Source organism: Mesorhizobium sp. M5C.F.Cr.IN.023.01.1.1, assembly GCF_003997585.1.
GTDB lineage: Bacteria > Pseudomonadota > Alphaproteobacteria > Rhizobiales > Rhizobiaceae > Mesorhizobium > Mesorhizobium wenxiniae.
Map to the genome: position 1 here is coordinate 1 of NZ_RZSU01000068.1, position 12529 is coordinate 12529.

Consider the following 12529-nt stretch of genomic DNA (forward strand, 5'->3'; position numbering starts at 1 on the left):
GTTTCATACGCGTCGACGACCGCCTCTATGATCACCGGACCTTCCGCGGCAAATGCGGCATCAAGGACCCCATCGACGTCCTCAGGCCGAGTGACGCTGTAGCCGATGCCTCCCATAGCTTCAGCGGCCAAAGCGAAATCGATCGGCTGGAGTTCGCAGGCAAATTGCGGGTTGCCGAGGAACATCATCTGCTCCCAGGCAATCTGGTTGAGCATGTTGTTCTTGATCACCAGAAGCTTGAGCGGAATCTTGTAACGCACGGCCGTCGAGAATTCGCCAAGCTGCATCGCCATCCCGCCATCGCCCACCACCGCGAAAACCGGCCGGCCCGGAAAGGCGATCCCGCCGGCAATCGCGTAGGGCAGCCCGCAGGCCATCGATGCCAGCGAGCCGGAGACGGCGAAATCCTGTCCTGCCTTGATATCGATATGACGGGCGGCAAGTTCGGTGTTCTGACCGGAATCGCTGGCCAGGATCGAATTGGCCGGCATTCGGTCGCCGAATGCCTTGACGACGCGTTGCGGTTTGAGCGGCACGTCATCCCTGCTTTCGGCCTCGGCCATCATCTTGCGCCAGCGCTGTAAGCTCTGCTGCGCGTTATCGAGAAAGGATCTGTTCTGCTTTGGCTTCAGCCTTTCATTCAGCAATTGCAGTGTGATGGCCGCATCGCCGACGAGACCGGCCTCGACCGGATGGCGAAGGCCGATCCGCTGCGCGTTGCGGTCGATCTGCACGCCGCGCGCCTTGCCGGGCTTGGGATAGTATTCGATGTAAGGGAAGGTCGAGCCGACGATCAGCAGCGCCTCGCATTCCTCCATGATCTCCTGCGAGGTCAGCGAGCCCAATATTCCGATTCCGCCCATGACGTGCGGGTGATCGTCCGGCAAGACGGCTTTGCCGAGCAGAGCCTTGGCAACGGGTGCGGCGAGGAGTTCCGCCGTCCTCTCGAGTTCGGCCTGGGCATGCAGCGCACCGCGCCCGGCGAGTATCGCCACCTTTGAGGCTGTGTTGAGGATATCGGCCGCAAGAGCAAGCTGGGCTTCGTCGGGTCGCTTGTCCCCTTCGAACCACCGTTCGGGCGTATGTCTTGGAAGGTTGCGGGGCGAGCGCTTTGCCGACGCCTGTTCCTGCACGTCGCTGGCTATCGAGAGATGGGAGACGCCGCGTCCCGCAAGCGCGGAACGACAGGCCAGGCCGGCAACGTTTTCCATATGCGCTGCGTCGGTCACTTGCGTGTTGAAGATGGCGACGTCGTTGAAAACACGGGTGAGATCGACATCCTGCTGCGTGAACGTCTCGATCAGGTCGTGAAATTGCATGCCGGTTATGGCAAGGACCGGCGCCTGGTCGAGCTTTGCGTCGTAGAGGCCGGTGAGCAAGTGAGTGCCTCCTGGCCCTGAGGTGGCGAGGCAGACGCCGAGTTTGCCCGTCCATTTGGCATAGGCCGTCGCCATGAAAGCCGCGGATTCCTCATGGCGCACCTGTACGAAGCGGATCTTGTCCTGCCTTGTGCGCAGCGCCTCCATGATGCCGTTTATGCCGTCTCCCGGCAGGCCGAAGATCACGCGAACGTCCCAGGCGATCAATGTGTCGACAAGGATCTCGGCAGTGTTGGGCATGGTTGCCTCCTCTGTATCTGGTATTTGCAGCTTTACGCTCTCGCTGCGGCGGTAGGCGTCAGACGTGGACATCGGCGATCAGTCGCCGAACGACGGAGATGCCTGGATGTTCCATCGGAACGGCCGGCGGGCAGCGCCGCCTGAGAGGCGGGGCCTCGGCCTTTGCCTGGCAAAACCGCAGGAGACCGCGTTTGGACTTCAGCCAGGTCTCGGTTTCTCGGAAATGGTTCGGCGAGGTCAAGTCGCGCCTTAAGCGTGACATGCAGCTCTGAGGGATGGCCGAAACTCAAACAAAAAACCCACCTCGGCGGCGGGTTGTCGGCGCAAATCAGCACCACAGCCAAATCAGTAGCATAATTGCCGTCACAAAGCAACGGATCGCGAGCTCGCAGACAGGCAATCGCTTCGGGTCGAGCGGCGTCCGCAGCGAACAGGGTTCTATTTCGCAGAGCCCAGGAACGGTTACGGCGCCTTCTCGGTTGTGAGGGAAAGGAGATGGTCCATGTTTGAGAACAGCATGTGGTTGCTCGTCGTTGCAGGCGGGCCCCTGATACTGGCAATCCTGATCGCCTACGCGCTCCTTACGCGACGCCGTCGCGGTCCCGCAGAACGCAGGGAGAGCGAGCGGGCGACCGAACGCTTGTATCGCGAGGAGAAAGACTGACGGATCGTGGCAGATGCGGATGGGCAGTCCGGAGTCGATGAGCGATGGACGGTTTATCCGACCGCCATTTCGGAACGATCCCGCGGCCCTGCCATTATCGCCATAAGGACAGGCTCAGACCGTGGTGCCCACGATTCGGCAAGGACCGTTGGTCCCTGCAATCACCGGGAAGTCGACGATGCCGCCGGCAATCTGGGCCTCAAATCGAACGCAAGGCATCTTGGAGGTACCAATGGCTGGACGCAGGACCCATGAGCAGCAATTGCGCATCATCGAAAAGCGGGAGAACACGAAGGGCGCCGGCAAGGATTTCGACGCAGAGGCGGACCTGAAGCGATCCGCAGCGGAACGTGAAGCGCTGCGCAAGGGATCGGAAATCAGGTCCAAGACACCCGACCTTGTTGATCCTGACGATCGCAACATTCTTCGGGGAGAAAATCAGGAGAGCGTTCATCACAAGAACCGTCCCGACGACTAAGAATTGGAGCAAGCCTATGGCAAAAGGTAGCAAGAAGCATATCGGAGCGGGTGCACGGGGAAAGGGTTCTGGTACTGGTGCCATGACCACGACCCCAAAGGATAAGCTCGAAGAAAACCAAATCCTGTCCAACCGCGACAAGGCTCAGCATACGAAGGAACGCGGTCTGGATTCCAAGCAGGTCGCGACCGAGCAGCGCCAGGATCACGCTGCCAATCGTTTGCGGGACTGACGGCTCGCCCGCCGTTGGCGCGCGGTCTGGCTGGTAGAGAAAGATATCGCCCGCTCGACGATCCGCATCCGTTAGCGATAGCGTGCTCCTTCGGCTGTCGGCGATGAGTTAACGGGCAGATCGCATCGACTGTTCCGCCTCACGCAGCAGCCGGATCACCTCCGCGTCCGTGGTCTGCGCGAAGTCCCCATAATACCGGCCTACCGCAACAAACGGCTCGGGCGTGGCGAGACAGACCACTTCGTCCACATCGGCTTTTATCAGGTCGAGCGTATCCCTGGGTGCTACCGGAACGGCCAAGACAACATGCGCGGCCCGATCCTTCCTTAACGCCTTGAGCGCCACTCTGACCGTGCCTCCGGTCGCTATGCCGTCGTCGACGACGATAACAGTCCGGCCAAGGACCGAAGCCGCAGGCCTGCTGCCGAGATAGAGGCTTCTGCGGCGTTCGATTTCGAGCAGTTGCCGCCGTTTCTCTGCCTCGACGTAATCGTCTGACGGTTGGACCAAAGCCATCGCCTCCTCGTTGAGGACGAGCTGCGGATTCTCCCCGTCGACGACCGCGCCGATGCCATATTCGGAATGGCCCGGCGCGCCGATCTTGCGTACAAGCAGCACGTCGAGCCGGGCACGGAGTGCCTTCGCCACTTCGAAGCCAACCGGCACTCCGCCGCGTGGCAGCGCCAGTACCAGTGGATCGGTTGCCGCGAACCCAGTCAAAGCGGCGGCAAGCTGGCGCCCCGCATCCGTTCGATCCCTGAATTTCGGCGCGTCAAAAATCATTGGCTTCACCTTTGCGACACCTGGCATCGCTGGGTCGCTACTCGTGCCAAGATGTTCGCGGTCTGCAGCGTCTTGCCGAAAACCTCCGGGCCGGTTGCACTCATCGTCGCCTCCTCGCCCAAAATTCGCCTTGCTGGCGAAACGGCGATCGGAGGCAATTGTTTCGTTTCACCTTGATAAAAATTGCCGCGGTCGTCGCAAGGCCGCATCTATCAGGTCCCCTTGTGTCTGCGGGATCTCCGCAACCTGTCGGAATCGGCCATTTTCCACCACATTGAGCGCCGTGACGACAGCCAGGTTGTCGCCTTTTTCGTCCCACTGCACGGGATCGCTATAGGCAATGCCTTTGAAGCGGAGCTTCCGCATCGCAGTCAGAACGTCGCGCCGGCTCGGATTTCCTTTGGATTCAGTGATCGCGTCCCTGATTGCGGCGATCAGCACGCGGACTGAATCGTAGGAATTCACCGCATAGTTGCCGATCGGTCCGAACAGCGCCGCATAGCGCGCAGCGAAATCGCTTGAACCAGCGACTCTACCCACTTCGGGCGTGGCGGACAGCACGAGAACGCCTTCGCCCAATGTTGCGGTTTCTCCCGCAGGCTCAAGGAAATTCACCGCGTCCCAACAGCCGTCACCGCTGGCAAAGAGCTGGTGGAGACCTGCACGGCGCATCGCCCGCAGGATGAAAGCACCCTCGAAACTGCCGCCGTAGAATAGCAGATCGAAATCGGCCCGCAGAGATGCGACCAGCGGGTCAAAATCGCGGCTCCCTTCGCGAACCGTTCGCCGCTCCGCGATGCGTCCTCCGAGCGACAGAAAGGCCCGCGAGAACGCGATGCCCATACTGTGGCCGTACATCGTTTCGGTTTCGACCAGGACGGCGCGGCGCTTGCCCATGGTGTCGTAGAGATGACGGGCAATGGCTGCTCCGGTCTGATCATCCCGGTTGGTGAAGCGAAAGACATTCGGCAGAGAGCGCTCGGTGAGCGCTGTGTCGGAAGCGATCGGCGTGATCATCGGGAGGTCGTGGGCGGCATAGATTTCCGCCGCAGCGATGGTGACATTGCTGTTGTAATGGCCAACGACGCCAAGCAGATCCGGCCGGTTGCAAAAGTCGTCCGCGACTTGCCGTCCGGTTTCGACCTTTCCCTGATCGTCCGCACCCTCAACCATGATGGCAAAGCCCGCAATGCCACCGTCCGCGTTCTGCTCCTTGACCGCGAGCTCGATCGCCTGCTTCATCTCGGCGCCAAGCGCCGCCGCATTTCCCGACAATGGAGCGCCGATTGCGATCCGGATCGCTTCCGACATTGAAATGGTCCCTGCTGCCGAGCTGTTTGTTTGCCCCGAACTGCGCTTGCGCTCATCGGTTCCTTCTCGAACCGGAAAAATGATGGATTCTTGCTGGCGAGCCTTGGGAGCGCGACGAAACGATGCTGGAACAATCGATCACCTTGATGCGTTCGACTGTTTTACACCTGCCGAGGATCCTCGATGGCGCCGCGTCCTTTCTGGAAAGGCTATCTGAAGCTTTCGCTCGTGACCTGTCCGGTCGCGATGACGCCCGCTACCACCGAGAGCGAAAAGGTCCGGTTCCATACGCTCAATCGCAAGAGCGGGCATCGCGTCGTCAGCCAATATGTCGACGCCGTCAGCGGCAAACCAGTTGCTGAAGACGATGAGGTCAAGGGCTATCAGCGCGGCGAGGACGAATACGTCCTGCTCGAGGACGATGAGATCGACGCAGTCGCGCTGGAGAGCACGCGCACCATCGACATCGACATGTTTGTCGATGCCGACAGCATCGGCTGGATCTGGTACGACAAGCCCCACTATCTCACCCCTGACGATCCGGTCGGGGAGGAAGCATTCTCGGTCATTCGCGACGCGATGCAGTCGACAGGGACAGTCGGAATATCGCGACTGGTCATGTACCGCCGCGAGCGCGCCGTCATGCTTGAACCACGAGGCAAGGGCATCGTGCTGTGGACACTGCGCTATGGCGACGAGGTTCGCGATCCCGAGGATTATTTCGGCAAGATCGAAGACGCCAAACCCGACCCGAAACTGATGGAAATGGTCTCGACCTTGATCGATGAGCGAACCAGGCAGTGGGATCCCGCCATGACCGGAGATCCCGTCCAGGCGCGGCTGCTGGAGATCATTGCCTCGAAGAAGAAGGGCAAGAAGCGTCCAGCCAAGGCGAAGGCCAAGGCCGATCAACCGCCCAGCAACGTGATCAACATCATGGATGCGCTGCGCAAGAGCATCGGCTCGGAGGCCGGAAAGCGGAAATAAGCGCCTGGAAGCAGGCTGGGCTGGGACAGAGGCAGCACAATGAAGGTCACACCCCGCGATCCTGCTTTCGACAGCACCCGCCGATGACCCGCGATTTCCTCCTGCCGCTCGATACGCCTCCGATGGAGGCCAAGGCGGCCGATGCGATTCCCGAAGGAGACGGATGGCAATACGAGCGCAAATGGGATGGCTTTCGCTGCCTGGCATTTCGGCAGGATGATGCGGTGGAGTTGCGCGCAAAGTCAGGCAAGCCGCTCGGACGCTATTTTCCCGAACTCGTCGCGACATTGAAGGAATTACCGTCGCGCCGTTTTGTCGTCGACGGTGAAATCGTCATCTCGGTCGACGGCAAGTTTTCGTTCGACGCGCTCCAGATGCGGCTTCATCCCGCCGAGAGCAGGATCCGCAAGCTGTCCGCCGAAACCCCGGCTCGCATCGTCCTGTTCGACATGCTCTGCGATGAGCACGGAACCGTCTGGTTGGCGCGGACCCTGAAAAAACGGCGAGCGATCCTTGAGGCTTTCGTCGCTTCGGCAAACCGCAGGAACATCGTGCTTTCGCACTGTACGCGCGATGTGAAGGAAGCCCGCTCCTGGTTAGGGGCTGCCGGACATGGGGCGACAGACGGCGTGGTCGCCAAGCGGCTGGACGGTCCGTACCAACCGGGGGTGCGCGCGATGGTGAAGGTAAAGCGGTTGCGGTCGGCCGATTGCGTGGTCGGCGGCTTTCGCTATCTCAGCAACAGTCCGCAGGTCGGCTCTCTGTTGCTGGGTCTGTACAACCAGGCCGGCAAGCTCGATCACGTCGGTTTCACCTCGACCATTGCCAAGGACGACAGGGCCGAGCTTACCCGCAGACTCGAAGCGATGCGAGAGCCCCCCGGCTTCACCGGAAAGGCGCCGGGAGGGCCGAGCCGCTGGAGCACCGAGCGCAGCGGTGAATGGGAGCCGGTCCGGCCCGAATTGGTGGTCGAAGTACGCTTCGATCACGTCACCGGCGACCGTTTCCGGCATGGCACCAAGTTCCTGCGCTGGCGGCCGGACAAGGCTCCGGAACAATGCACGTTTGAGCAGATCGCCTGATTATTCCGAGTCATGACTTCGTAATGCCGTCCTCAAGCCGCTTTCTTGCGCCGGTTTGCACGGTCTTCGATTGGCGCTGCGGCGGCTCGGAAATCCTGCCAGGGATCCAAGGACAGCGAGGCAAGCCGGGTCGGCGTGTTCTCGACGGTAAAATAGGCCGGTCCGATGCCGGGTCCGAGCTCGTCCCAGGCAAGCGGCATCGACACCGCCGCACCGGGTCGCGCTCTTGTCGAATAGGGTGCGACCGCGGTCGCACCGCGCTGGTTGCGCAGATAGTCGACGAGGATTTTTCCGCGCCGTTTGGATTTGGTGATGGTCGAGACGTAGCGGCCGGGACTGTCGGCGGCCATGGAGTCGGCTATCGCCTTGGTAAACGCCTTTACAACAGGCCATTCCGCTTTCGGCTTCAACGGCGCCACGACGTGCAGACCCTTGCCGCCGGAGGTCTTGATGAAGGGGACAAGCCCTGCATCCTTCAGCCGGTCGCGGGTCTCGACGGCGGCTTCGATCACCGCCTCCCAGCTCACGTCCTCGCCGGGGTCGAGATCCATGATGATCGTGTCCGGACGCTCCCAATCGCTTACCATCGAACCCCAGGGGTGGATCTCCAGCGCCGCCGATTGGACGAGACCGATCAGCCCATCGAGATCATTGATGCTGATCAGCCGCTCGTCGGGCGGATCCTTGGGGTCGTGAACCAGGACAATGTTGGGGTTGAGCCCCTTCCAGGCATGCTTCTGGAAAAACTGCTCGCCCGAAATACCGCTGGGACATCGCACCAACGCCAGTGCCCGGCCGACGATGTAGGGCGACGCATAGCGCCAGACCTCGGCATAATAATCGGCGAGACCTTCCTTGGTCACGCCCTGGTCCGGCCAGTAGAGGCGATCGGGATGGGTGAGCTTGACGGTCCGACGCTGAGGTTTGGGTGCTGCCTTGCTCGTCTTCGGCGTTTCGCGGACGATCTCCTTCGCCGGCTTGTCTTCGCGTAATCCGCGGAATGAGGCGTGGCGCAGATTTCCGTCGGCGGTCCACGCCCGGAACTCGATTTCGGCGACGAGTTCCGGCCTGACATAGCGGACTTGCCGAGCCTCCTCGGCGGTCAGCCGTTCGTCGAACGGGGTTGACGGAATGCGTATTCGCTCGAGCTTCTTGAAGAGGCTCTCGGCAACCGCCGCCGTGTAGCCGGTGCCGACGCGTCCGACATGATGAAGCTTGCCGTCATCATAGACACCCAGGATGAGCGAACCGATCGCATTGCGCGAGGTTGTCGAGGGGACATAGCCGGCCACGACAAATTCCTGCCGCGCCGAGCATTTCGACTTCACCCAGTTCTTGCTGCGGCCAGAGCGGTAAGGCGCATCGCGAAGCTTGGAGACGATACCTTCCAGGCTTAGCCGGCAGGCGTGTTGTAGGACCAGAGCACCATTCTCCTCAAAATGTCCGCTGTAGCTGATGATGCCGTTATCACCGCCGATGATCTTTTCCAGCAGTTCCTTGCGGGTGATCAACGCAACGTCGCGCAGATCGTATCCGTCGAGATGAAGCAGGTCGAAGACGTAGAAGCGAAAGCGATCACTGCGGCCCTCGCTGAGATCGGCTTGCAGCGCGGAAAAATCCGAAGCGCCGGCGGAGGTCTCGACCACGAGTTCACCATCGATCAGCGCCGTCCCGACAGGGATATCGGCCAGCGCCGAAACGACCGCCTTTCCGAATTTCTTTGTCCAGTCGAGACCGCTCCGCGTCAACAGTTTGACGCGACCGGCTTCGATCCTGGCCTGCAGCCGGTAGCCGTCGAATTTGATCTCGTGCAGCCAGCGTTCGCCGGACGGCGCGGACGAGACAAGGGTCGCCAGCGTCGGCTCGACGAAATCGGGAAGCACTGCCTTCTTGGCACCCTTGATCTTTGACGGTTCGGGAACGCTTACGGTTGCAGGCCGCTCTTCTGGTTGAGTTGCCCCCGTGCGGCCGCCGCGGCGCTTCCGAATGCGTCCCGTCTTGGACGACCAGCCGGGCTCTTCGCCGGCGACGTCCTCGATCTTGCGGCCGGTCGCGACGGATTCCGGCCGCTCGTCCAGAATGTCGGGATCACCTTCCGTGCGCACGGCGTCATCGTCGCCTTTGATCAGCAGCCAGTTCTCGCGCTTCTCCCGCGGCTTTCCGGCCATCCGCACAAGATGCCAGCGGCCGCCAAGCTTCTCGCCGTGAAGTTCGAAATCGAGATGGCCTTTCGCATAGCCGCGATGCGCGTCGCCGATCGGCGACCAAGTGCCTCTGTCCCACAAAATAACGGTGCCGCCGCCATATTCGCCTTTAGGGATCGTGCCTTCGAAACCGCCATATTCCAAAGGATGATCCTCGACATGGACGGCAAGGCGCTTCTCGCCGGGGATCAGGCTCGGCCCTTTTGTGACGGCCCAGCTCTTGAGCACGCCGTCAATTTCGAGACGAAAATCGTAATGGAGCCGGGTGGCATCATGCTTCTGTATGACGAAGCTGTTGCCGGTTCCCGGCGCCCTGCGCCCCTGCGGCTCCGGGGTAACGGAAAAATTGCGCTTCTTGCGGTAGGTCTCGAGCGCCATCGATCAGCCGGCCTTCCGACGCGGTGCTGTCTGCTTCGCCTTTGCGTGGCGCGCCGGCTTTGACTTTGCCGCTGGCTTTCTTGTCGAGGGCTGCTTGCCGCCAACGCCGGCACTCTGGCGCAGCGCATCCATAAGATCGACGACCTTCTCCCGCTTGGCCGGCTTCGGAACGGCGATCTTCTTGCCTTCGAGCTTTGCTTTCACAAGCTCGGCAAGCGCCGCCTCATATCGGTCGTCGAATTTGGTCGGATCGAATTTGCCCTTCTTGGTCTTGATGATGTGTTCGGCCAGTTCGAGCATCTCGCCCTCGATCTTCATATCGGGAATGTTGTCGAAGGCCTCCTCCGCCGAGCGCACCTCGTAGTCGAAGTTCAGCGTCGTTGCGACCAGGCCTTCGTCATAGGCCCGGATGAGCAGGGTCCGAATGCGCCGGAACAGGACGGTCTGGGCGATGGCAGCGACTTTCTTCCTGCGCATGCCCTCGCGGATCAGCCCAAAAGCTTCCTCCGCGTGTTTATCCGGCGGGGCGAGGTAATACGGCTTGTCGAAATACACGTCGTCGACATCGGAACAGCCGATGAAGGCCGAGACCGACAGCGTCTTGTCGCTCTCGGGGACAGCGGCTGCGACCTCATCGGGTTCGAGCACGACGTACTCACCCGAGCCGATCTCAAAGCCTTTGACCTGGTCGTCCTTTTCGACCGGTTTGCCGCTATCGCTGTCGACGAAGGAGCGATGCACCCTATGGCCCGTGGCGCGGTTTATTGTGTGGAAAGCGATCCGCTCTGAGGTCGAGGCAGCCGTATAGAGCGCCACCGGGCAGCTGAGTTCTCCAATTTTCAGAAAACCCTTCCAATTTGCTCTCGGCGCCAAGACGTTAGCCTCTCTGTCACAAGCATTGCACTGGAAATGCAACGTGGCGGCGCCGAGATTTGTTCCTTTGGCGCCTACGCGGCGACGATCAGAAGGGTCCTGGGCCAGCAGACAACCCATTCCGCTGCAACCAAATTCACGACCCGCCGTTGTCGAGCAGAAAGTGGAGCGGTTGGCCATGATGAGACTATCGATGACGAGGCTATCATTTTTGTCGGCCCTGGTGGCGGCTCTGGCTTTGGCGAGTTGCAGCAACGAGGCCGGACCGATACAGGGCAACACCACTGAACCGACACAGAGCAATACCAACACCGTCGACCCAAATCCCGAGGTCGACAAGGATCCAAGGCCCAAGACCACCACGGGCGGCGATCAACCCGGAACGCCGCCGGCGCAATGAACGGTCGGATGGCGACCGGACCCTATGAGGCAGGCATTCCCGGTTTCATTACCGGCGACAAGGCACCCGGTCTCACCCCGACTGGCTCTGCTCGACCAGATGGTACCTATATCGATCGCGAATGAACGCGTTGAAGAACCGACCTTTTGCCGTGGCGTTGCGGAATGCAGCGTAGGTCTGCTGCGGCACGTCGTGGTAATCGTAGCGATATCCGCTTGGGACGAACCATACTGAGAGGGTCCTCGTCGCCGGATCGTAATTCATACGTTGATTTCCCAACACTCGACCCCAACACTCGACGCGTCTGGGCAACAACCCGCCCCGGCAAGCCAGGTTCCGTCTCGTGCAAAGATATGGGACGATGATCAAGCGGGCTCGACGCCTCCGGTCTTGCCGCCGCCGGCCGGCTTCACCAATTAGGGTTGATGCCATCGCTCAAAACCAAGCAGCCGGAATTCGCTGGCCAAGGCGACCTGTTTCGTGCGCCCAACGATCTGCCGGAAGGATTTCACTATCAGCCGGAGCTGATCACCGCGGAGGAAGAGGCCGAGCTAGTGCGGCAGCTCGAAAGTCTCGCCTTCCAGCCTTTCGACTTTCATGGCCATCTCGCAAACCGGCGCGTCGCCGGTTTTGGCCTGCGCTACGATTTTGACCAACGCAAAGTCATCGAGGCGCCGCCTATCCCTGCTTTTCTGATGCCGCTCAGGGACAAGGTGGCGGCATTTGCGCGGCTGCCCGCCGATGCTTTCGTGCAGGTCTTGATCAACGAGTACCGGCCCGGCGCGGGTATCGGCTGGCATCGCGACAAGCCGCAGTTCGATGCCGTGGCCGGCGTTTCTCTTCTTGCGCCCTGCAGCTTTCGGCTCCGCCGGAAGAACGGCGCTGGATGGGATCGCCAGACCATCATCATCGAGCCAAGGTCGGCTTACCTGATGACGGGACCGGCGCGCACCGAATGGCAGCACAGCATCCCGCCGCTTTCCGAGCACCGCTACTCCATCACCCTGCGGACTCTGCACCCGCAACGGTCGCCTCGATCAGAAGCGACAGTTCGATGACCAGGATCGAGACCGGCTCCTGTTTTTGCGGTTCGATAACGGCTGAGATGCATGGCGACCCGTTCTGGATCTGCTCCGATCACGACGACGATTGCCGCAAGGCCATAGGGAGCCCGCTGACCGTCTGGGTCGGCTATCGACCGGCCCAGTTCAAATTGCTGACCGGCACGCCGAAGACGTTCTCGAGGACCCCAGGCGTGCTCCGCACCTTCTGCGCCGATTGCGGGACATCCATAGCCTATCTCGACCAGGGGCTTCCCGAAGAACTCTATGTGACGATCGGCTTCTTCGACCACCCCGAACGTTTTGCGCCGCAGGCTCATGCCTATTGGGACATGAAGCTGCCGTGGGTGGAATTTCGTGACGATCTGCCACGTGTGGGAAGATATTCAAGGCGGCGCGATCCGGCGGTCGGAAATCCCGCCGATCGGTAACCGGCAAAACGCCGCCAATGGGGCGA

The 12529-nt window shown here is 61.0% G+C and carries 14 protein-coding genes; 8 read left to right on the forward strand and 6 right to left on the reverse strand.

Annotated features, from left to right (window positions below; translation table 11 throughout):
- The coding region (locus tag EOA78_RS23720; protein WP_127317241.1) for a thiamine pyrophosphate-dependent enzyme at window positions 1-1619 on the reverse strand (1619 nt) is incomplete at its 3' end.
- A gap of 502 nt (window positions 1620-2121) precedes the next feature.
- On the opposite strand from EOA78_RS23720, the gene EOA78_RS36150 reads away from it, so the two are divergent.
- From EOA78_RS36150 to EOA78_RS23730, 3 genes are all read left to right on the forward strand, one after another.
- A complete protein-coding gene (locus EOA78_RS36150) occupies window positions 2122-2283 on the forward strand; it encodes a hypothetical protein (protein WP_164783905.1) in 162 nt (53 codons plus the stop codon).
- A 232-nt stretch (window positions 2284-2515) separates the two neighbouring features.
- Entirely contained in the window at window positions 2516-2761 is a 246-nt protein-coding gene (locus tag EOA78_RS23725; protein WP_029356303.1) for a hypothetical protein, read from the forward strand.
- 16 nt (window positions 2762-2777) lie between these two features.
- The gene (locus EOA78_RS23730; protein WP_127317242.1) at window positions 2778-2993 is read left to right on the forward strand and encodes a hypothetical protein; all 216 of its coding nucleotides are present in this window, start codon (window positions 2778-2780) and stop codon (window positions 2991-2993) included.
- Between the two features lie 108 nt (window positions 2994-3101).
- On the opposite strand, the gene EOA78_RS23735 is transcribed toward EOA78_RS23730, so the two are convergent.
- Window positions 3102-3776, reverse strand: a complete 675-nt coding sequence (locus EOA78_RS23735; protein ID WP_127317243.1) for a phosphoribosyltransferase — start codon at window positions 3774-3776, stop codon at window positions 3102-3104.
- 168 nt (window positions 3777-3944) lie between these two features.
- On the reverse strand, window positions 3945-5087 hold the full coding sequence (locus tag EOA78_RS23740) for a branched-chain amino acid ABC transporter substrate-binding protein (protein WP_127317244.1): 1143 nt from the start codon (window positions 5085-5087) through the stop codon (window positions 3945-3947).
- Window positions 5088-5270: 183 nt separating this feature from the next.
- Between EOA78_RS23740 and EOA78_RS23745 the strand changes: the two genes are divergently transcribed.
- Entirely contained in the window at window positions 5271-6074 is an 804-nt protein-coding gene (locus EOA78_RS23745) for a Ku protein (protein WP_127317245.1), read from the forward strand.
- Window positions 6075-6157: 83 nt separating this feature from the next.
- The gene (locus tag EOA78_RS23750) at window positions 6158-7156 is read left to right on the forward strand and encodes an ATP-dependent DNA ligase (RefSeq protein ID WP_127317246.1); all 999 of its coding nucleotides are present in this window, start codon (window positions 6158-6160) and stop codon (window positions 7154-7156) included.
- A gap of 32 nt (window positions 7157-7188) precedes the next feature.
- Here the strand turns inward: EOA78_RS23750 and ligD are convergent, their stop codons facing one another.
- Together ligD and EOA78_RS23760 are read right to left on the reverse strand one after the other, a co-directional pair.
- The gene (ligD, locus tag EOA78_RS23755; protein ID WP_127317247.1) at window positions 7189-9738 is read right to left on the reverse strand and encodes a DNA ligase D; all 2550 of its coding nucleotides are present in this window, start codon (window positions 9736-9738) and stop codon (window positions 7189-7191) included.
- Between the two features lie 3 nt (window positions 9739-9741).
- On the reverse strand, window positions 9742-10611 hold the full coding sequence (locus EOA78_RS23760; RefSeq protein ID WP_127317248.1) for a Ku protein: 870 nt from the start codon (window positions 10609-10611) through the stop codon (window positions 9742-9744).
- A 193-nt stretch (window positions 10612-10804) separates the two neighbouring features.
- On the opposite strand from EOA78_RS23760, the gene EOA78_RS23765 reads away from it, so the two are divergent.
- Window positions 10805-11011 (forward strand): hypothetical protein, encoded by a 207-nt coding sequence (locus EOA78_RS23765; RefSeq protein ID WP_127317249.1) that lies wholly within the window; start codon window positions 10805-10807, stop codon window positions 11009-11011.
- 72 nt (window positions 11012-11083) lie between these two features.
- Here EOA78_RS23765 and EOA78_RS23770 read toward each other — a convergent pair whose 3' ends face one another.
- Complete coding sequence (locus EOA78_RS23770) at window positions 11084-11275, reverse strand: KTSC domain-containing protein (protein ID WP_127317250.1); 192 nt, start codon at window positions 11273-11275, stop codon at window positions 11084-11086.
- Window positions 11276-11436: 161 nt separating this feature from the next.
- Here EOA78_RS23770 and EOA78_RS23775 point away from each other — a divergent pair, with 161 nt between their 5' ends.
- The gene (locus EOA78_RS23775; protein WP_127317251.1) at window positions 11437-12069 is read left to right on the forward strand and encodes an alpha-ketoglutarate-dependent dioxygenase AlkB; all 633 of its coding nucleotides are present in this window, start codon (window positions 11437-11439) and stop codon (window positions 12067-12069) included.
- Window positions 12066-12503, forward strand: a complete 438-nt coding sequence (locus EOA78_RS23780) for a GFA family protein (RefSeq protein WP_127317252.1) — start codon at window positions 12066-12068, stop codon at window positions 12501-12503. The genes EOA78_RS23775 and EOA78_RS23780 overlap by 4 nt, the downstream gene beginning before the upstream one ends.
- The last annotated feature ends 26 nt before the right edge of the window (window positions 12504-12529 follow it).

What these genes read in the sequence shown, in the direction of transcription:
- EOA78_RS23730 (WP_127317242.1), top strand. Translation starts at nt 2,778, where the DNA reads ATGGCAAAAGGTAGCAAGAAGCATATCGGAGCGGGTGCACGGGGAAAG.
- EOA78_RS23745 (WP_127317245.1), top strand. Translation starts at nt 5,271, where the DNA reads ATGGCGCCGCGTCCTTTCTGGAAAGGCTATCTGAAGCTTTCGCTCGTG.
- EOA78_RS36150 (WP_164783905.1), top strand. Translation starts at nt 2,122, where the DNA reads ATGTTTGAGAACAGCATGTGGTTGCTCGTCGTTGCAGGCGGGCCCCTG.
- EOA78_RS23750 (WP_127317246.1), top strand. Translation starts at nt 6,158, where the DNA reads ATGACCCGCGATTTCCTCCTGCCGCTCGATACGCCTCCGATGGAGGCC.
- ligD (WP_127317247.1), bottom strand. Translation starts at nt 9,738, where the DNA reads ATGGCGCTCGAGACCTACCGCAAGAAGCGCAATTTTTCCGTTACCCCG.
- EOA78_RS23770 (WP_127317250.1), bottom strand. Translation starts at nt 11,275, where the DNA reads ATGAATTACGATCCGGCGACGAGGACCCTCTCAGTATGGTTCGTCCCA.
- EOA78_RS23725 (WP_029356303.1), top strand. Translation starts at nt 2,516, where the DNA reads ATGGCTGGACGCAGGACCCATGAGCAGCAATTGCGCATCATCGAAAAG.
- EOA78_RS23740 (WP_127317244.1), bottom strand. Translation starts at nt 5,087, where the DNA reads ATGTCGGAAGCGATCCGGATCGCAATCGGCGCTCCATTGTCGGGAAAT.
- EOA78_RS23735 (WP_127317243.1), bottom strand. Translation starts at nt 3,776, where the DNA reads ATGATTTTTGACGCGCCGAAATTCAGGGATCGAACGGATGCGGGGCGC.
- EOA78_RS23765 (WP_127317249.1), top strand. Translation starts at nt 10,805, where the DNA reads ATGACGAGGCTATCATTTTTGTCGGCCCTGGTGGCGGCTCTGGCTTTG.
- EOA78_RS23780 (WP_127317252.1), top strand. Translation starts at nt 12,066, where the DNA reads ATGACCAGGATCGAGACCGGCTCCTGTTTTTGCGGTTCGATAACGGCT.
- EOA78_RS23775 (WP_127317251.1), top strand. Translation starts at nt 11,437, where the DNA reads ATGCCATCGCTCAAAACCAAGCAGCCGGAATTCGCTGGCCAAGGCGAC.